This window comes from Kocuria atrinae, assembly GCF_039531425.1.
GTDB classification, from domain to species: Bacteria; Actinomycetota; Actinomycetes; order Actinomycetales; family Micrococcaceae; genus Kocuria; species Kocuria atrinae.
On the sequence record NZ_BAAAQA010000033.1, the window covers coordinates 1 to 20,184 of the forward strand.

At 61.4% G+C, this 20,184-nt stretch carries 15 protein-coding genes and 2 pseudogenes; 6 read left to right on the forward strand and 11 right to left on the reverse strand.

What is annotated here, in order from left to right:
• Positions 1–397: 397 nt before the first annotated feature.
• Positions 398–526, reverse strand: coding sequence for a hypothetical protein (locus tag ABD283_RS12575; protein ID WP_344225532.1), 129 nt, complete (start codon positions 524–526; stop codon positions 398–400).
• 126 nt (positions 527–652) lie between these two features.
• Between ABD283_RS12575 and ABD283_RS12580 the strand changes: the two genes are divergently transcribed.
• A complete protein-coding gene (locus ABD283_RS12580) occupies positions 653–2,875 on the forward strand; it encodes a hypothetical protein (RefSeq protein ID WP_344225335.1) in 2,223 nt (740 codons plus the stop codon).
• A 79-nt stretch (positions 2,876–2,954) separates the two neighbouring features.
• Here ABD283_RS12580 and ABD283_RS12585 read toward each other — a convergent pair whose 3' ends face one another.
• From ABD283_RS12585 to ABD283_RS12600, 4 genes and pseudogenes are all read right to left on the reverse strand, one after another.
• Entirely contained in the window at positions 2,955–3,311 is a 357-nt protein-coding gene (locus ABD283_RS12585) for a hypothetical protein (protein ID WP_344225336.1), read from the reverse strand.
• Positions 3,312–3,336: 25 nt separating this feature from the next.
• A pseudogene (locus ABD283_RS12590) lies at positions 3,337–4,513 on the reverse strand (ISL3 family transposase).
• A 154-nt stretch (positions 4,514–4,667) separates the two neighbouring features.
• Complete coding sequence (locus ABD283_RS12595; protein WP_344225337.1) at positions 4,668–5,105, reverse strand: hypothetical protein; 438 nt, start codon at positions 5,103–5,105, stop codon at positions 4,668–4,670.
• Between the two features lie 112 nt (positions 5,106–5,217).
• Positions 5,218–5,577: pseudogene (locus tag ABD283_RS12600) on the reverse strand (ATPase, T2SS/T4P/T4SS family); the annotation flags it as partial.
• A gap of 516 nt (positions 5,578–6,093) precedes the next feature.
• On the opposite strand from ABD283_RS12600, the gene ABD283_RS12605 reads away from it, so the two are divergent.
• The 4 genes from ABD283_RS12605 to ABD283_RS12620 are packed head-to-tail and all read left to right on the forward strand — an operon-like array spanning position 6,094 to position 12,768.
• On the forward strand, positions 6,094–6,738 hold the full coding sequence (locus ABD283_RS12605) for an N-6 DNA methylase (protein WP_344225338.1): 645 nt from the start codon (positions 6,094–6,096) through the stop codon (positions 6,736–6,738).
• On the forward strand, positions 6,735–8,396 hold the full coding sequence (locus ABD283_RS12610) for an Eco57I restriction-modification methylase domain-containing protein (RefSeq protein WP_344225339.1): 1,662 nt from the start codon (positions 6,735–6,737) through the stop codon (positions 8,394–8,396). The genes ABD283_RS12605 and ABD283_RS12610 overlap by 4 nt, the downstream gene beginning before the upstream one ends.
• A complete protein-coding gene (locus tag ABD283_RS12615; protein ID WP_344225340.1) occupies positions 8,389–10,959 on the forward strand; it encodes a DEAD/DEAH box helicase family protein in 2,571 nt (856 codons plus the stop codon). The genes ABD283_RS12610 and ABD283_RS12615 overlap by 8 nt, the downstream gene beginning before the upstream one ends.
• A 30-nt stretch (positions 10,960–10,989) precedes the next feature.
• Positions 10,990–12,768, forward strand: coding sequence for a DUF262 domain-containing protein (locus tag ABD283_RS12620; protein WP_344225341.1), 1,779 nt, complete (start codon positions 10,990–10,992; stop codon positions 12,766–12,768).
• 224 nt (positions 12,769–12,992) lie between these two features.
• Here the strand turns inward: ABD283_RS12620 and ABD283_RS12625 are convergent, their stop codons facing one another.
• The 4 genes from ABD283_RS12625 to ABD283_RS12640 form a co-directional block, all read right to left on the reverse strand.
• Positions 12,993–13,748, reverse strand: a complete 756-nt coding sequence (locus tag ABD283_RS12625) for a hypothetical protein (protein WP_344225342.1) — start codon at positions 13,746–13,748, stop codon at positions 12,993–12,995.
• 67 nt (positions 13,749–13,815) lie between these two features.
• Entirely contained in the window at positions 13,816–15,216 is a 1,401-nt protein-coding gene (locus ABD283_RS12630; protein WP_344225343.1) for an MFS transporter, read from the reverse strand.
• Positions 15,217–15,318: 102 nt separating this feature from the next.
• Positions 15,319–16,098 (reverse strand): spermidine synthase, encoded by a 780-nt coding sequence (locus tag ABD283_RS12635; RefSeq protein WP_344225344.1) that lies wholly within the window; start codon positions 16,096–16,098, stop codon positions 15,319–15,321.
• 22 nt (positions 16,099–16,120) lie between these two features.
• Complete coding sequence (locus tag ABD283_RS12640; RefSeq protein ID WP_344225345.1) at positions 16,121–16,663, reverse strand: hypervirulence associated TUDOR domain-containing protein; 543 nt, start codon at positions 16,661–16,663, stop codon at positions 16,121–16,123.
• A 177-nt stretch (positions 16,664–16,840) separates the two neighbouring features.
• Here ABD283_RS12640 and ABD283_RS12645 point away from each other — a divergent pair, with 177 nt between their 5' ends.
• Entirely contained in the window at positions 16,841–18,037 is a 1,197-nt protein-coding gene (locus tag ABD283_RS12645; protein ID WP_344225346.1) for an FAD-dependent monooxygenase, read from the forward strand.
• A gap of 155 nt (positions 18,038–18,192) precedes the next feature.
• Here ABD283_RS12645 and ABD283_RS12650 read toward each other — a convergent pair whose 3' ends face one another.
• Positions 18,193–18,780, reverse strand: coding sequence for a hypothetical protein (locus ABD283_RS12650; RefSeq protein ID WP_344225347.1), 588 nt, complete (start codon positions 18,778–18,780; stop codon positions 18,193–18,195).
• A 145-nt stretch (positions 18,781–18,925) separates the two neighbouring features.
• Positions 18,926–20,182, reverse strand: a complete 1,257-nt coding sequence (locus ABD283_RS12655; protein WP_344225348.1) for an FAD-dependent oxidoreductase — start codon at positions 20,180–20,182, stop codon at positions 18,926–18,928.
• Positions 20,183–20,184: the final 2 nt, after the last annotated feature.

Here is a 20,184-nt window from a genome sequence, read left to right on the forward strand (position 1 = left end):
CTGTGACGAGGAGCCCGTTCCTCATCTCATCGACGCACCCGCGCCAAGAACCTCATGACCCACAACAGCTAGCTCCACAGCATGCGACCGGGGTCAAATGTTCCGCCTGCGTAGGGGAGGATGAGCGGCGATCCTTCAATGCTGCGACAGCGGTACCTCGGTCGGACGGGAGTACCAGTAGATGTGGGAGCTCCTGTCGGTGGATGCCCGAGAAACCGGCCTTATGTAAAGTTATGAGGACGAACTGTCTATTACCCAGTGTCCATGGCCAACCAGAGACTCTACAGCGGCACCTTCGGACAGCACCTGTAACCACCCATAAGCGAGTCAGATCAGCTATCACCTGATCAGGGCCTGGCCGAGAAGGCCGGGCTGCACGATCTTCTCGCCGACCGCCTCACGGTGCCGAGTCCGGCCGGGCGAACGCGGCCGTAAAGGTCTCGGCACTGGTGGCGGGAATGGTGGTCGGGGCCAACAGCATCGCCGGCATAAGATTGCTGCGCCACGGGGGCATGGGTCGGCTCATCACCGCAGGCTAATCACGGTAGTAGTGATGAAGCAGCATAGGGCACGGCCGCCAACGTGATGGCGCCAGAGGTTCACCAGCGGCCCGGCCTGCTAATCTAAGCCAATCGTTCATGAAAGAAGGCGCGTGGTGGATGAATCGAGTCGACCGACAGCAGATGTTCTCAAACGCCTGAGCCAGGTCGCAGCGATCACATCGAGTAACCGGTTGGAAGACACTCTCGACTGGATTATTCCCATGCTGACCTACTTTTCAGAGGGTCCATGGAGAAGTGCCGATGACTGGCAGGATGAAATCGAAGCTTCATATGGTATCGATATACCCCTTCACGACATCGGTGAATCACTTAGTCGACTACAGCAGAACAAGGTGCTTGTTTGGGAGGGCAGCAAGCAGCAATTTACTCTAAAAAGGGATGCCGCTCCTGCCATAGAGGACAAGATCGAGAAAGCGTCTGATCTGGAAGATCGGGTCCTGGCGCGCTGGATAGACCTTGCAGGCGCCAAGCTTCCGCCAGGCCGAAGTGCCAAAGAATGGTGGCAGCTTCTTATGGATTATTGCGCGCCAGTATTTCGTGAACACGGGATCGACGCGATCGGAATTCTCACTGAAGATGCACCTACGTCTTCCAATGAAACGCACGATAAAATTCTGGGCCGCGTGATGGCCGAGCATGAAGTCTCCGAGCATGATGTGGCAGATCTGAAGCTCGCGATATACCAATTTTTTCACTCGGACGATCCTGAAATTGACAAGTACATATCCCAACTAGCGGACAGCACATACAACCTCCTTGCGCTCTGCATCGACGAGAAGAGTCGGGCATCCTTGCAAAAAAGTGTGCCAGAACTCAAAATATTTGTCGATACCAATATAATACTCTCCCTGCTCGGAACCCATGACACCCCTCTGGCGATGGCCAGCATCGATTTATTCAGAGTTATATCCAAGGCTAAACTTCCATTTACACTCTACTATCACGCTAAAACACTTTCCGAGCTGACCCACACACTGGAAGATGCTTGCCACAGGTTACAAAAACGGACGTGGCCGCAGCACGCAAGTCGTGCTGTTGTTAATCTGCCCTGGCAAGCCACTCGCATGAGCGGTATCGAAATGCGATTCCACGAACTAAATGCGAAAACTCCAACCGACCCCAGAGCTTTCTGTGCAAGGTTTCGGTCACCAGCGGCGCTCCTCTCTAACCACGGCCTCCGGATTTACCGTGAGTCCGATATAGCTAATGGAGGAGAATATCTCGAACTTAAAGCGACCATTCTGGCTGACTACGGGAAGTACCTCGCCAAGTACCCCCGGCGCAAAAATACGCCGTATGTAAAGTTGGACCACGACTGCTCTGTGTGGATGACAACCAGTGACCACCAAGTTCCGAATCATAAGGGACTGATCTTCTCCGGAGCATTTTTCCTTTCTAGCGACTTCCTGCTTTGGCGTTTCGATAGGGACGTCATGAAAAAAAATTACAAATCTCGTCCAGTGGTCGTTCTTCCTGATGCGCTTCTTCAGGCATTGCGTCCTTTTGTAGGCGGCGCACAATTCAATGATCGCGCCTTTGTTCAAGCTTTTAGTGCATCAGAGTTCAGAGCTGGTGGAAATGAAGCCGAACTTTCGGAAACAGTGCGTAGCGTCTTAAGTTATCTTGCAGCTTTTGAAGACCTACCGGAAGAAACAGCCATACGCATATTGTCCGACAACATTCTAATAGAAGGCCTACAGCGGTACGAAGATTCCGCTCCTGAGTTTGCAGAAGCCATTGAAAAAGCAATATTTGCCCACAATGAGGTTCTGGTCCGTGAACGAGACGAGCTTTTGGTGGAGCGCGAAACGCAACTGGGACTAGCTCAACAAGCATTAAAAGAGGCCTCGCCGCAAAATGAGGAACTTTTGTCCACTCTCAAATCGCTCGTTGAATCCTTCGGTAACGCCCCAAGCACGCCTCCGGTAATACAATTTTATGAGGGAGAATTTAAAATGGAGCACAATAATATTTTCCACAATAACCAAAGCCAAGTTAGCGCGCAGGGCTCGAATCCTTTATCAACCGAAAACACATTCACACAACAAGCTGCGCAAGCCACGACAGATCCGATTCTCCTGCATGAACTAATCAAAGTAAAAGAACAGCTGCTTAGCGTCGCAACGAGTGCCGGTGACTTTGAGGTGATTTCAGGAGTCCAGGGCGCTATCGAAGCAGTAGAGGAGCAAGATGAATCCAAGGCGGCCAGTTTCCTGCAACGCACTGGTCAGAAGGCCTTGGATGTCGCTATGGCGATCGGAGCCAATGTAGCCGCAGCTTTTATAGCGTCCCAGTTGGGAACAGATTCATAACGCCCGCTGGTAAACACATCGGCTGATGTTTAGCCGGCCGGCGAGAGACGGCTGTCAATGCCTGAGTTAGCGCAAATGCTTAGTGTCCCGCTTCCCCCGTGATTCGGGCGATGATCTGGGCTGCTTGCTCGGGGATATTGGCCGGGATCTTCTGGGTCTGCCCGTTGGCGCGGATCAGTGTTGCTTGGACCGGACGCATCCTGGTGATGATCTTCTCCAAGGACACCCCGGTATGCTGCTGCAGGTACCGGGCTGCGGCCAAGGCCGCGAACACCATTGCGAGGTGGGTCTCGATCGCCTCGCGCCGGTGGTGGAAGATCGGCCGCGCCCTCAGGCCCGTCTTGGACCTCCGGAAGGATTGCTCCACCCGCCACAGATCGTGGTAGGAGCCGATCACCTCATCGGCGGCCATGACGATGGCGGGAAAATTGCTCACGAAACCCTTAGGCGGCTCATTGCATTCAAGGGTGTAGTTGGGGTTTGAATCCTCCGGCTTCCAGCGGGCTCCTGGTTATGTAGCTGGTGAGGTTGCGGAAGCCCAGGGCGGTACAGCGCAGGTGTTTAAGTCGGCCATTGATCGCCTCGGTGGGGCCGTTGCTGGTTCCGGGGCGGTCGAAGAAGGCCAGGACATCGGCTGCGCGCTGCTTCAGGGTCCACCCCAGCCGCCGGATCTCGGTGAGTGCTTCGGGGACCCAGTTGGTGATGGCCTCGATGACCGCGCGCATCATTGTCTTGCCCTGGGTCTTGTCGGGGTGAGGGTAAGGGGCGATGATCCGCTGGAAGATACCCAGGTCACCTCGACCTCCACGTGCTCCTCGAGGGCGAACACGGCTTCCACTCGGGCCCGCTGATTGTCGGTGAGCAGATTGGTTCCGGTATGCAGGGTGCGTCGGGCCTTGTAGAGCGGATCGCCGGCACGGCCGCGGTGGCCGGTGGTGGCCTGTTGAACGCGTTGTCGGCACCGGTCCAGCCCGCCACCGGCCAGGGCCACGACGTGGAAGGGATCGATCGCCGGTACCGCGTCCGGGAGCTCTTCGGCCGCGGCGGTATTGAAGCCGGTGAAACCGTCCATGGCCACAACCTGGATTTCGTCCCGCCACGATTTCGCCCGATCGGCCAGCCACCTGCTTGAAGCGTCCTTGAACCATATCCAGCAACCGAGCTGGCCCGGTGCGGTCCCGGACCGGGGTGAGGTCGATGTTCGACGGTGACGTACTTGTCACCGCAGCGGGTAAGGCACCACACGTGCTCATCGACGCCGATGGCGGTGACCCCCTCGCACCGGGCCGGGTCATCAAACAGTACCCGTCTGCCTTCGGCCAGCACCGCGCTGTTGGTGGTGTGCCAGGACACTTCCAGCCCGGCGGCGATGCGGGAGACCGGCAGGTGATCGATGACGATGCCTTCCAGTCCCCACCGCAACCCGCCACGGGAGATCTTCGCCCGGTCCACCGCAGCCTTGCTGGTACCTTGGCGCGACACCTTCCCGCACCCGCGGCACCAGTCATCCGGCTCCAGGACACGACACTCCAACACCGCCCGATCCGGTTTCAGTTTCTGCCCAATTGCTTCCAGACCAGGCTCATCGAGGCGACAGAACGTGGTCAGGCCCGGGATGGTGAAGGTAGCATGGTGCACGTCGAGGTTTTCCGGATGGGTTGTATGAGAACTTCCATCATCGGAAGGCCTCGACACTCATCCGGGCATCGACGCGCCCACCCCGGCTACACCCCCAACCGCGGGGAGCCAGTTAAAAAGTTCCTAGAGAGGTTCCATCTCCTCTCACTCAACCTTAGCTAGCAGGCAGGTACACGGAGGCCACGCTAGCGGAACAGCTAATCAGAATCCCCAGAACAAGCAGCGCACCCTGCGTCCAGTAGCCGTCGAGTTGAGCGGTAGTCATGCGGACATCCCCAGCTGTGGGAGTGGCTTCGTGCCATGAGACTAGCGCGTCGGCGTTCTTAAGCTCTTCAGAATAAGCATCCTCAACTTCCTGGCGTTCCCCAGAAGCCCACCACTCATACATCTTTGGGGTGCCTTTGTATGTCACCTCGTAGTCCTTTTTCGCCTGTCCAAGCCGGGCCTCATAGGTGCGTTCCGCCTGGCATCGCGCTGCATCGCGTTCTTCGTTCCTTTGAAGCGTACGACGTAGTTGAAAGTAGACCCAGACCAAGGCAAGCGCCTGAAGGATGGCCCCGGCGATGTACCCAATGCTGATCAGTGTTCGCATGAGCACCAGTCTCCCCCGCCGGTACAGACATAACCTTCGCATGGATAGGTTGATCATCGCGCGCACTATCAACTTTGAGACCAGCCGTCACACAGCGTCTTTCAACATAATCAGGGCGACCGGCGTTTAGCTCAATCAACATGTCGAGACTCTCGGCCTCAGGACCTCCCCCAACGATCAAACGGTCCGGGCGCATTCGCAGCGCCTCTTTCACGAGTCGCCGCAGGGGGATCTCGCCGGCACCTTCCAGATTGGCTTGCCTGCATTGCATGCCGACGACGTCGCGCAACGCCACTTTAAGTTCGAAGATCTCTTCCACCGTGACCACCCGCTCCCGTGGACCGATCGAGGCGCACAGACAATTGAGCAGGGTGGTCTTGCCCGCCTGAGTCGCCCCGGACACCAAAATGTTGAGCCCACTGGCGACCGATGCCTCCAGGAACTTGGCGGCGGGCGTGCTCAGAGAACCCAGCGCCGCGTCAGATCCACCATTAATCTGACAGACCTGATACCTTCCGAATCGGCTCCAAAATTAGGTGCGCTGCATCCCTTGGGCCACAAGCGGGGACGTGGCCGGGTGCATCGGTTGCTTGGACGGTGGGTAGCCGTTGAAGGCTTGCTTGTTGGTGAACGCACTCAACTCCCACCTTCATATTGGCTCGGTGGGCCAGGTCCGTGCGGCCGGAAATAACGCAGCAATGTAGTCTTTTATTCGCGCTGCTGCAGAAAAACATCTTGAACCGGCGGCGGTGGCGCACCCGCGAATAACTGCGGATCGCGGTCATCACCTGGATCGAACGGATCTACCACCGATGACGACACCGGGCCAACCTGGGTCGGTTAGCCCCATCGAGTGCGAGACAATTATTCACACTGCCGTGGACCTCGCGGCCTGGCACCACGACTGTCAACTATCTGTGCAGCATTCCACTACTGCAGGAAACTACTTCTATGCTGCTGATAACTACATCCACAAGAAGGGGCGAAGTTGACGCTAAGCGAGGCCCAGCGTTTGGTGAAATCAAAACAGCGAGTTGCGGATCACGGCGAGGTATTTACACCAGCCTGGATGGTCGATGACATGCTCGATCTCGTCAAGCACGAATCTGAGCGGATCGACTCCCGCGTGCTCGAACCAGCTTGTGGCTCCGGAAACTTCCTTGTCCCCGTTCTAGCTCGTAAGCTCGCCACGGTTCATCTTCGCCACGGCAAGAGCGAGTTCGAAAAGCGCCACTACGCCCTGTTCGCGCTCATGTGCACGTACGGCATCGAGCTGCTCGCAGACAATGCCGAAGAGTGCCGTGACAATCTCGCCGAGGTATTCAATACGTTTCTCGGCATCGACAACGATGACGAATGGGCACGAGCGGCCGGGGTAGTCTTGGCAGTCAACATCGTCCAAGGCGACGCGTTGACCATGACCGTGCCGAGCGGGAAGCCGATCACCTTTCCCGAATGGGGTTACCTCGGGAAAGGAAAGTTCCAGCGGCGGGACTTTCGCTACGACGACCTCACTCAACGCGCGTCGTACGCAGGAACGCTATTCGGTGAGCTCGACGACGACGATCTCTTCGTTCCTGCGCGGACTTACCCGGTAACGACTGTTCGCCAGATCGCCGAGGCAGCCCTGTGACGCTTGCACCCTTCACCTTGCGCGGGCACAACCCAGATGTCCTGACCTGCATCGCGAACCTGTCGAACGATGAGGTCTTCACCCCGCCAGAGTTCGCGAACCAGATGCTCGACACGTTGGCCGCCGCATGGGCGGACGCGAACTACGGCGAGGATATCTGGACCAACCCGGACGTGACGTTTCTTGACCCCTTCACCAAGTCCGGAGTCTTCCTTCGGGAGATCGTCCGGCGGCTTACCAATGGCCTGATCCTGGCCATCCCGGATTTGACGGAGCGCGTCGATCACATCCTCACTCGCCAAGTGTTCGGCATCGGGATCACCCAGCTCACCGCACTGTTGGCGCGCCGAAGCGTGTACTGCTCAAAGTTCGCCGACGGACCGCACTCGATCGCAAGGTCCTTCGACACCGAAGACGGCAATATCTGGTTCGAGCGCACCGAACATACCTGGGGCGGCGGGAAGCGTGAGTTCCGAACCGACCCGCTGACCAGCGAAGAGATCGCGGTTTACTCGAACCGTAAATGCATCTACTGCGGCGCAGGCGAAGATGACTACGCACGTGGCGACGACCTAGAAACACACGCATACGCCTTCATCCACACCGACGACATCAACGCTCGCATCGCCGAGCTGTTCGGAGACAACATGCAGTTCGACGTCATCATCGGCAACCCGCCCTATCAACTCAGCGACGGCGGCTACGGCACCTCCGCTGCACCCATCTACCAGATGTTTGTCGAGAAGGCGCTCGGACTCGACCCGCGCTTCGCGGTCTTCGTTACCCCGTCTCGCTGGTTCGCCGGAGGAAAGGGCCTTGACGACTACCGCAAGAAGATGCTTGCCGACCACCGCATGTACGAGATCGTCGACTACCCGAAGCTCTACGAAGCCTTTCCTGGCGTGAAGATCAGAGGCGGCGTCTCGTACTTTCTTTGGGACCGCGACTACAACGGGCCCTGCACGATCCAGACCATCTGGGACGGACAGCCCGTAGGAGATAAAGCCACCCGTTACCTCGATGCGTACGACGTACTCGTCCGGCGCAACGAAGCCGTCCCGATCCTCGAAAAGGTGCGAGCAAAGCAGGAGCCAACCCTTGATATGCGGGTATCCAGCCAGAAACCCTTCGGCCTTCGGACTTTCGTACATGGCAGAGAAACCACCCGGGGTCTTACTGATCCAGTGAAACTGTACGGCTCGCGGAGGGTTACGTGGATCGACCGGTCAGAGATACCGGTAAATGATGCATGGATCGACGACTGGAAAGTGCTCACCACCCGCGTTCAGGGCACGAGCGCCGCGATTGAGACTAAGTTCCTCTCGAAACCAATCATTGCTGGTCCGGGGACTGCCTGCACAGAGAGTTACCTCGTCACGGGTCGGTTTGACTCGGAGGAAGAGGCGAACCGCTACGCGCTCTTTCTCCGAACCCGATTCGCGCGATTCTTGATCTCACTAAGGAAGTCGACGCAAGATGCCCCCAGACATGTCTTCGCCTTCGTTCCAGACGTTCCTCTCGATCAAGACTGGACGGACGCCCTCCTCTACGAACGCTACGACCTAACGGCGGATGAGATCGCCTTCATCGAATCCCAGGTCGCACCTCACGACGACACTCTGTTCGACGACGGAGGGGTCAACGAGGCCGATGAGTAAGGACATCGACTCGCTCCTGCCCGAGAAGCCAGAGGCGCGGCTGCGGATCTATTCGTGGTCGCCGAACGATCCGCCGGCGGGGTACGCGGGGCTGCTCAAGGTGGGGCAGACGACTAAGATGGACGTTAATGCACGCATCCGCGAGTCCCAGGGTCAGATGCAGCAGGCATACACGCTGCATGTCGATGAGCTTGCCGAACGCGACGACGGGTCATTGTTTCGTGACTCCGATGTGCGCCAGCGGCTGATCGACAAAGGCTTCGAAAACCCGACCTTCGGCTCCGCGCGGGAGTGGATGCGTTGTGCGCCAGACGATGTGCGCACCGCGATCACCGAGCTGCGTACAGGCGTAAAGCTTAGTGGAACCCACCACGAGACCTTTGCAATGCGTCCGGAGCAGGCCAGCGCCGTCGAGAAGACGCAGGGCTACTTCGAGTCGATCTGGGCCGAGGACTCCCAAGCGGTGCCCCGGATCCTGTGGAACGCCAAGATGCGGTTCGGTAAGACCTTCGCTTCCTACCAGCTCGCCAAGCGGCTTGGTACGAAACGGGTTCTCGTGGTGACCTTCAAACCCGCGGTCGAAGACGCCTGGCAGACCGACCTGGAGTCTCACACCGACTTCGATGGGTGGCAATACCTCTCCTCAGCGACGGGCGGCAGCCCGGACGATGTTGACAAGACGCGACCGCTGGTGTACTTCGGATCGTTTCAGGACCTCCTTGGACGCGACCGAAAGACCGGGCTCATCAAGGCGAAGAACAAGTGGGTGCACACCACCAATTGGGACCTCGTGATCTTCGACGAGTACCACTTCGGCGCCTGGCGTGAGTCCGCCAAGGAACTGTTCGAAGGCGAGGACGAAAAGGTCAAGCAGAAGGAACTCGCCGCCGAGTACCACGACGGTCTTGCCGTCTTTGATGAGGAACTAGACGAGCTTGGCAATGACGAGGACGACTTCCTCCCGATTACCACCCACGCCTACCTGTACCTGTCGGGAACACCGTTCAAGGCGCTCGCGACCGGTGAGTTCATCGAAGAGCAAATCTTCAATTGGACCTACACCGATGAGCAGCGTGCCAAGGCCGCCTACTCGGCAGCCCCCCCGGATGCCTGGAACCCGTACGGGGCGTTGCCGGAGATGCGCCTGTTCACCTACCAAATGCCCGACGAGCTGATCGCCGTCGCGAACCAGGGTGAGTTCGACGAGTTCGACCTCAACGCCTTCTTCGAGGCCACCGGCACCGGCAAGGACGCGGAGTTCGTCCACAAGACCGATGTGCAGAAGTGGCTTGACATCATCCGCGGCGCTCATATGCCCACCCAGGTTGACGCGATGCGGATGGGCACACGCCCGCCATTCCCATACTCCGACGTGCGGCTCCTCCCATACCTGCAACACTCGTTCTGGTTCCTACCCAATGTCACCGCCTGTAATGCGATGGCGAATCTTCTGGCAGAGAAGCAGAACGCCTTCTGGCACGACTATCAGGTTCTCGTCGTCGCCGGCCCCAGCGCCGGCATCGGCCTCGACGCGCTCCCGCCGGTGAGACACGCGATCGCAGAGGGCCACGACACCAAGACGATCACCCTATCCTGCGGCAAACTCACAACGGGCGTCACGGTCAAGCAGTGGTCCTCAATCCTGATGCTGCGCAACCTGAACTCACCGGAGACGTACTTTCAAGCCGCGTTCCGCGTGCAGTCGCCATGGTCTATCAAGAACCCTGACGGCAACGATCCGAACGCCGAGGCAGTCCTCAAGCCCGTGTGCTTCGTGTTCGACTTCGCCCCGACCCGTGCCCTGCGCCAGATCGCTGACTATGGTGCTGGGCTCTCCCCAGAGACACCTAACCCTGAGCAAGCGGTCGAAGAGCTTGTGAAGTTCCTGCCCGTCCTAGCGTATGACGGGTCCAACATGACCCAGGTGGATGCTGGCGGCATCCTCGACATCGCCATGTCGGGCACCTCCGCGACATTGCTGGCACGCAAGTGGGAGTCCGCGATGCTCGTCAACGTCGACAACGGCACCCTCCGCCGCATCATGAACAACCCCGATGCCCTCAGCGCCGTCATGAACATTGAGGGCTTCCGTGCGCTCGGCAACGATATCTTCGAAACCGTCGTCAACAAGAGCGACGCGGTGAAGAAGGCCAAAAAGGAGAGGGGCGAAGACGCTACCCCGGCGGAGAAGAAAGAACTCACGGCCGAGGAGAAAGAGTACAAGTCCAAGCGAAAACAAATTCAAGACAAGCTGGTCAAGTTTGCCACCCGCATCCCGGCATTCATGTATCTGACGGACTTCCGAGAGAACACGCTCCAGGACGTCATCACCAAGCTCGAACCTGGGCTCTTCCGGACCGTCACTGGACTGACCGTCGAGGACTTCCACCTCCTCGTCAACCTCGGCGTCTTTAATGCAACCCACATGAACCAGGCCGTCTTCGCGTTCCGCCGTTACGAAGACTCATCTCTGTCCTACACCGGCATCGAGTCCCACAAGGGTCTGCGCCTCTACGGCCTCTACGACACCGTGGTCGCAATCGATGACGAGACCACAGCCTGACCCTCCGCCAGTCCGAACGAGAGAACCCGCATGTCCTTCCAAACCCCTCGCAGCATCGAGGAGATGCTCACTGCCATCCACAAGCGTGAGTACCTTATGCCCGCGATCCAGCGTGAGTTCGTCTGGGGTGCCGACCAGATCACCAAGCTCGTCGACAGCCTCATGCGTGGATACCCGGTTGGCTCGTTCCTGCTCTGGGATGTCAAGCCCGAGACCGCGCAGTCCTACACGTTCTACGAGTTCCTGACGAACTACCACGAGCGCGACAACCCCTACGCAGACAAGGCAACAGTCCCGTCCGGGAACGGAACCACCGCCGTCCTCGATGGGCAGCAGCGACTCACCTCGTTGAACATCGCCCTGTACGGCAGCTACGCGGAGAAGAAGAAGTACGCGTGGTGGAACAGCGCTGATGCGTTCCCCGTCAAGCGGCTCTACCTCAACCTCATCGACGAGCCCGACGACGAAGAGCTGGGGACGAAGTACGATCTGCGGTTTCTCACGGACCGGGAGGCGGCCCCTGCCGACGGCGAGGCCGACAAGTGGTTCCGCGTCGGAGCGGTGCTCGAACTCGCCAACGCTGGCCCAGCGATCATGCGAGAACTGGAGCAGCATGGGATCGCCGGGTCTGCCGACGCCTTCCAACGGCTCTACGACCTGTACGAGGCAGTACGTGTCTTGAAACCGATGAACTACTTCCTGGTCACGGACCAGGATGCCGACAAGGTGTTGGAAATCTTCGTCCGGGTCAACAGCGGGGGCACCACCTTGTCGTACTCCGACCTGCTGCTATCGATGGCTACGAACCAGTGGCAAGAGCTGGATGCCCGCGAAGAGGTCCGTTCGTTGGTATCCGAGATCAACAGCAATGCGGGCCGTCAGTTCTCGTTCTCCAAGGATGTGGTGCTGAAGACGGCGCTGACGATCGCTGATGTTGATGTGCGGTTCAAGGTCACCAACTTCACCCAAGGGAACATGGCGAAGGTGGAGGCTGCCTGGCCGCAGATCAAAGGTGCCTTGCTGCGGGCCGCCACCCTGTTGCAGCAGTTCGGCTATAACGAGCACAACCTCACTGCCAACAGTGTGATTGTGCCGGTCGCGCACTACTTGCACCTGCGAGGTGCGGGCGACTCCTACCTCGACTCCACCGCGGACGCGGCCGACAGGCTCGCCCTCCAACGATGGGTGACCCGCTCGCTCGTCAAGCGTGGAATCTGGGGGTCGGGGCTTGACACCCTCCTGACCCGCATCCGCGATGTCCTCCGCACGGACTCGGAGGACGGCTTCCCGGTAGTCGCGGTCGAGGAGGCCATGGCAGCCGTCGGCAAGAGCCTGGCGTTCGACAACGCTGAGATCGACGAACTGCTGAACCTTAAGTACGCCGGCCAGCGAACGTTCTCCGTTCTCTCGGTGCTCTACCCGGGCCTGGACCTGAGTAAGAAATTCCACGAAGACCACATTTTCCCCAAGTCCCGATTTACTAGGAAGAAGCTCCACGTCGCCGGTGTCCCGCTCGACAAGATCGACGACTATCTGGCTGCCGTCAACCTCCTGCCGAACCTTCAGCTGCTCGCTGGGACCGTCAACATCGAGAAGCAAGACAGCCTACCGGCCGAGTGGATCGAGGTCGCATTCCCCAGCGACGAAAAGCGAGCCACTTACATGGCCGAGAACGACCTCGACGGGCTCCAGCTAGACCTCGATAACTTCACCGCGTTCTTTGAGCAGCGCAAGCAGCGAATCCGGGCTCGCCTCCTCGCTGCTCTGGAAACGCCACTGGGCGCATCGGAGGATGCGGCTTTCTCCTAACCCACGTTCAGACGGTGAGCAGTGAGAGTGCACATGCAGCCTGGGGAGAAAAACCCCTCGCCGAGGGCGGTGATCTTATGGTTCTACGTCAGCGCGTCGGCATCGGTGGCCCGCCGAGGATCTGCTCTCCCAAGAAGCGGCCGGCGGCGCCGGAATCGGATGGCCCGCCCAGTGCTTGACGGTATGTAGTAACCCGTCAGTGGTGAAGGCGTCACTACATACCGTCAAGGCCCTACCTCCAACCGCTTATCAACCGCATGGATCTCGTTGGTCAGACTGGTGCCACCCGATCCGTCCAGCGGGGTGATGTCCACGACGATGCCCGTCGGCACGTCCAGATGGACGCGGTAGGTCGTGGGGAGTTCCCTGTCGCTCAAGGTCGGGTCCTCGGGACCGTACTCCACAAACCGGCTGACCGCGCTGTCCAACAGCGGACAGCAACTGCACCGCGGGTTGTAGCCGCCCTCCCACTCCTCGCCCTTTCCCGTCAGCGGTCGGCAGGTGGCGGCCCAGGTAGGACGACCACGGACCGTGGTGGCCTCCACATCGTCGATTTCCACTCCGTAACTGAGTTCGAGGGGATCGAGCATTGCCGTCCACAAGTAGTCCTGCCACATGGGGTCACCGTGCTCGACGTGCCATCCCTCAGGACGCCGAGCGACCAGACCGTCCGGACGCAGCACCAGCTCCGCTGGCGGCTCAGGCGTATAAGGAGGCGCGGTCCCGCTCTCGCCCATGAGGACCGAACTGGTGCTGTAGGGCACGCCGTCGTTCACCTCGAGGCCCCGGGAAGTCCGCACGCTCACCCGTCCGACGCTGCGGTCGAGCCAGGCCTCGACCGGCTTCCCGTCCGGGGCGCTGCCGCCGACCCGCTGGCGCCTGTGGGTGAAGTGCAGCGTGGTGAAACGCCACGGCGAGCTGCGGGCCAGCGCCCGGAAGTCCTCGGCGCCGGGGGCGATGGGCAGGGGATCGACGTTCATGAGACCGAGTAGAACACACTGCTTCCCGTCCGAACAGCCCTCACCGCCCGACATCAACGCGGCAAGTTCAGGGGCTCGTCCCCGGCACCTCACCCCGCTCCCCCGTGGCCCGATCCTCGGCGGCCGCGCGGGCATACTCGGCGGAAACACGGCGGTACACAGGAGTAAGAAAGGCAAGGGCCGCAGCCAGGATCATCAACGCGCCGGCGCACAGGAAGATGAGCGCGATTCCCCGTGCGGTGCCTTCTCCCAGCAGCGGTTCCAGTGCCGCGGCCCCGGCGTCGCTGCGGGCGTAGGGGATGATCCAGAACTCGGCCAGCGGCGCCACCACAAAGGCGGTGACGGGCGCGGCCGAGGACTCGAAAGCCATGGCGAACCCGAATACCCGGCCCTGCCGAGCCAGGGGCACCACGCGCTGGATGACGGTCTGCTCGGCCGCCTCCACGGCGGGGAACAGCGCCATGTACAGCCAGATTCCGGCAATGTACAGCCAGCCCCATTCCCGGATCGTGAACAGGGCACCCAGCAGACCCATGACCATCACCACCAGCAGCATGGTGCGCAGGGGGTTGCTGCCCAGCCCCACCTTGCCGATCACCGCGCCGCCCACGATGAACCCGGTGGACGCCAGGGCGAAGAGGCCACCCCACATCTCCACGGAGAACAACTCCAGCCCGTAGGGATCCATCAGGGCAATGTAGGCGCCTCCAATGAAGTTGTTGAAGGTGCTGAAGATGATCAGGGCGAACAGCCCGGCCACCGCCATGACCGCGCGCCAGGAGCCAGCCAGATCGAACCCGCCGTGGGCGTCCGACGGCGCGGGCTCGGCTTCCTCCGGCATCCTCACCGTGAGCAGGTGCCCAAAGGCCAGAGCGGTGAGTGCCACGGCAATGACCACCGTGACGCCCATGCCCAGCAATCCGATGGACAGCCCCGAGAGCACCGAGGTGACCATGAAGGCGATCCCCTGGACCATCCCCACCAGTCCGTTGGCGTTGGCGCGCCGGTCCGGATCCACGAGGATGGTCACCGTGGTGGACAGGGCAATGTTGCGCATGTTCTCCACCACGGCCCCGATGAGGGTCACGGCGGCAAACCCCCAGAACCACGGGCCGTCCAGCCGAGCCACTTGGCCGTCCGGGGCGAGGACGAAGATCGCGCCGGCGAGCAGGAACATCACCAGGGTGAACAGCCCGGCAAACCGCATCACCGCCAGCTTGCGGTACCGGTCCACCAGCGTGCCGAAGCTGATGGAACTCAGCGCGAGCAGCAGCATGTAGATCCCACCGACCACCCCGGTGGCGATCACGTTGCGGGTCTCCAGGTAGATCCAGAACGTCAGGGCGAACCACAGGTAACTCGTGGTCAGGTTGGCCACGGCCGTGTTCACCAGGATGTTCACAAATGTGCGACGCCGCGACGGCTCGGATCGTGCCTCAGAAACCGGTGACGTTCGGTTCTCGGTCACACCTTGAGCGTAGTGGAACTCGGAACCGCCGGACAGAGCCTCGCGCCGCAACAACACACGTGGACACGTTGCGCAGGCCCGGCGGGGCCGTGCGGCGACTCGTCACCGCGTCGCGATCAACTCCCCCAAGCCCTCCCCATCCAGCACACCCGCCGGATGCGGGCCTGCGGCCTCGAACGACGCCGCCCACTCCCGCGGCAACGGGCGCCGTCCTCCGAGCAGGACAAGGTTCCCCGCGTGTAGGCCGGTGAGCAGCTGCCGGTCCGCCAAACACCACACGTCCGCGAAGACCGAGCGCATCACACGGGCTTGGTCCGCGAAGAAGGTGAGGCCTGCGTCGTCGCCCACGTTGACCACCATGACCCCGCCCGGGGACAGCAGCTGCGCGGCTTCCCCGTAGAACGAGGCCTCCGTGAGGTGGGCGGGCGCAGCAACGCCGGTGAAGACGTCGAGCACCACCACGTCCACGGTGCCCGGTGCGGCCACGTGCGGAAGGGCCGCGCGAGCGTCGTCGGCGACGATCCGCACGTCCGAGCCTGCCGGCAACGGCAGCGCCTCGAGCACGAAACCAGGCAGCTCCGGCGCCACCTCCACAGCTACCTGCGCGGACCCGGGCCGCGTGGCCGCAATGTAGCGAGCCAGGGTCAGGGCGCCCGCGCCCAGGTGCACCGCGGTGATCGGGGAGCCCGCCGGGGCCACCACCTCCACCACATTGCCGATTCGCCGCAGGTACTCGTAGAAGATCTCCTCCGGGTGCGCGAAGTTCACGTGCGACTGCTCCGCGCCGTCCAGGGACAGCACCCACCCGCCGGCCGTGAACTTGTCCGGAGCGATCTCCGCGTGCACTCCGGCCGCCTTGAGGTACCTACGCATACCGTTCATGGAGCCGGAGAAGCCGCCCCGCTCACTCCCCGTCGGTCTTCTGGGACTCGGCCCAGTCCCGGCCGGGATCCCCGCCCCACGCATCCCACGCCACACGCCCCGGGGAGGGGTAACCGTCCTCCCCGCCGTGAAAGCCCTCTGCCGAGCGGTCCACGTCATGACGCTTGAAGTATGCGCGCATCTTCTTGATGACCTCGTCATCCACGGCCTCACCCTCGGCCAATTGGTGCGCGCGGTGCTCCCCGGTTTCCGTGAAACCCTTGCCGGCCTTGCCCTCGTCGATCCATTTCACGGCGCGCTGGGCCGCGGCTTGCACCTTCTGGGGCGGGCGGTGACCTGAATCGTCGTCCTTGTCGCCATCTGTGGCGTCCGACAGCGCGGATTCGTGATGGGCGGCCTGGGAACCGGTCTTCTCGGATTCGACCACGTACACGGGATCGTCCTTGTCGGCCCGGAACGTCTGATTCTTGAATTCCAAATCATCCGTGTGAACGGACTGCACGGTCCCGTACGTGGTGCCCTGCGCGGTGTTCCACCCGACCCGGTCACCCTTGCTGAAAGCCATGTGGACGCCTTTCTCGTCATTGACCGCAGAAACCGTCGAGCCGGGGTTGCGTTCCGGCCGGCCCCGTCCGCGGGCCTTCAGTAGACCACACCGGACAACACCGCGTCACCGGTACCTACCTGTCCGATCCCCTCCTACCGATAGGTTCGTGGGTAGACACCTCTGAAGGAGCCCCACATGTCCAAGAGCATTGCCATCATCGGCGCGGGAATCGGCGGCCTGACCCTTGCCATTGATTTACAGCGCAAGGGGATGGACGTCCAGATCTACGAGCAGACCACCGTTCTCAAGGAGGTCGGTGCCGCCGTCGCCCTCTCCGCCAACGCGACCCGCTTCTACGAGCAACGCTTCGGCCTGGCCGAACAGCTCGGCGAGAAATGGGCCGAGGTCGATGGCCTCATCTTCCGCGACGGCGTCACCGGCGAACAGATCGCCCGCCTCTCCTCGCGCAAGGAATACCGCGAACGGTACGGCGCCCCGTACACCGGCATCCACCGCGCCGACCTGCAGGCCATCCTATTCAGCGCGCTCGATCCGGACAGCCTGCACCTGAGCAAGCGTGTGATCGACATCGACGACACCGGTCACAAAGCCCAGCTGACCTTCGCGGACGGCGGTCATGCAGAGGCCGATCTGGTCATTGGCGCCGACGGCGCTCGCTCCCTCACCCGCCGCCTCCTGCTCGGTTACGACGACGCTCGCTACTCCGGCTGCAGCGCCGCCCGCGGCATCGTGGCACCGGAGCTGCTCCCGTCACTCCCCGATTCCCAGGCGATCCAGTTCTGGATGGGCCCCGGCGGACACCTGCTGCACTACCCGATTGGCAACGGCGACCAGAACTTCTTCCTGGTCAAACGCGAGTCCCTGCCCTGGTCCGAGAAGGGCTGGGTCGTAGCCGCCGAGGACAAGTCCCACATCGAACCCTTCGCCCATTGGGACCCCGCCGTGATCGAGATGATCTCGGCCGTGCCCGTCCACGAGAAGTGGGCCCTGTTCTACCGACCGCCGCTCACCCACTGGACGCAGGGCCGGGTCACGCTCATTGGCGACGCCGCCCACGCCACGGTTCCGCACCACGGCCAAGGTGCGAACCAGTCCATCGAGGACGCGATAGTACTGTCCGACATGCTTTCCCAGTCCGACGACTGGGATTACGCGCGGGCCGAGTACGAGCGGCGTCGTCGTTTCCGCACCCGCAAGGTCGTTGACGCCTCCGTCACCGTGGGCGAAATGTTCCACCTTCCCAACGGCGCCCGCGCCCAGGAACGCAACGCCCGCCTGGCAGCACCGAACGCCTTCGACCGCCACCTGGACTGGATCCACTCGTTCAGGGCTGATGAGGAGATTCCGGAGGCTCCGGTGGTGGGTTCATAACCTCACCGAATCCGAATGCGTTGAGAATATTGGCGCCACCTGATCATCGACATCGGGGTAGATACTGACTAACATCAAAGAAGCTCCCCTCCTGAGGGTGGGTGAGAAGTAAAGGCCAGGATCCCCGCGCTGACGGGACCTGGCCTTCGCGTTTTCTAGAGTCCAATATCAATGCGGTCCACAGCACCGTCGTACTCAGCGATCCACTGGCCGTCATCGCTCGCCGCATCCCCCATAGCTCCGAGTACTTGGTCAGGGACCCACAACATTGGCTCTGTGGACGGCTTCGCGATCTCCACGCGCAGGGAAGATGGAATCGACCTCTTACCACGTAAGCGCAAAACCAGGTCCATGTCCCGGTCGTTGAGTGAAGGAGTGCGTTGCTCAAGAAACACTCGAGAAACTCCTAGCTGCCCAAGTTCCCACAGCAGCCGTTCCATGCACGCAGCACGAGCCCGCTCCTGTTTGCGATGATCCAGCGGGCCCCCCACCACAACTAGGTGCGCTGCGTCGAGAGAGGTCACTACGTCAGTGGCACGGGTCTTCTCGCGAGGCTTCATTGCATGCCAATGCAGCTTCGGCGCTCCCTTAGGCAGAATCTTCCGAAGCTTTTCCCGGGCAGGGTCGCACCGTCGCGGGTCTGCAACCACTGCACCCAATAGGTACATGGGGGCTGCAACACCTTTGCTTCGCATGCTCTCGTCCACCCACGCATGCAGCTGGAATTCTTCGGGAATTGGCATGCCTACAGTCTTCCAGCTGCCTATGACACCCATGCCCCTTAGCCGACAGGTATGCAGTATTGAACCAGACTTTCAAGACGCTCATAGAGATTCCTGTACGCCCGAAATCAGCCTATTGATAACAACTGGCATCCCTCGTAAACACTCACATTCGTCGTGCCCAACTCGGCGCCCGCTCCGGCCGAGGCCCCACACCCACCGCGAGCGCCGGAATTACGCTCAGCCCGGGTACTCGTCGGACGAGCTTCACCAACCACATGGGCGGCCGCAGTTCCCGTCCGTTGATCGCCGGCATGATGAGTCGCGCGTGCAGGATCCGCTGCAGGCCCTGAACAAAGACGGTCGGCACCATGCGTCGTCGTTGGATCCGCGCCAGCACCCGTCGCTCCGCCTGCCCGGTCCGGTCGTCACCCAACAAGAACGGTGCCAACAACCGCGCCGCCGCCACCGCATCCTGCACCGCCAAGTTGATGCCCACGCCACCCACCGGTGACATTGCGTGCGCCGCATCGCCAATGCACAGCACACCCGGGGCGTACCAGCGTCGCAGTCGGTCCACGCGCACGTCCAGGTGCTTCACGTCGGCCATGGACTCGATCCCGGACACCCCGTCCGCCGCCTCGGGGAATAACGCCGCGGCGTCGGCCCGGAAGGCGTCGAGACCGCGGGCGCGCACGGCGTCGTCGGCGTCCTTGGGCCCGAGCTGCGCGACCTGAATGTAGCCGTCGCGAGGAATGCCGATGGCTACCCGCCCGCGATCACTGCGCGGCAGCAGCGACTCGCCCATGTGAGTGTCGGTGGGCAGGCGGTACCACCAGACGTCGAAGTGGACGGGCGTATCCCGCGCGGGCAGCCCCACGGCTTGGCGGACCACGGACCAGCGGCCGTCGCACGCGATCGTGAGGTCGGCCAGCACGCGGCCGGGACCTTCCGGGGATTCGACGACGACGCCGCTCACCCGCCCATTCTCCCGCACCACCCCGGTGACCTCGTGCTCGGTGAGCAGGGTGAAGGTGGGTTCGGTGGCGGCGGCCTCGGCGAGGAGGTTGAGCAGATCCCACTGCGGGACCATCGCGATGTAGGGATGGCGCACGGGCAGGCTTGCGAAGTCGATCATGCGCACGGATTCACCGCAGGGGATGGGCAGGTCCACGTGGGTGACCTTGGAGTGCGGGGTGGCGTCGAAGCGCTCGAAGAGACCGAGGTCCTCGAGCAGGGCCAGGGTGGTGGGGTGCACGGTGTCGCCGCGGAAGTCGCGAAGGAAGTCCTTGTGTTTCTCCAAGACCGTGACCTGCACGCCTGCGCGGGCGAGCAGGAGGCCGAGCACCAGGCCGGCCGGGCCGCCGCCGACGATGGCGCAGGTGGTGCGGTGCGAACGCGGGCCCTCGGTGGTGTCACTCATGA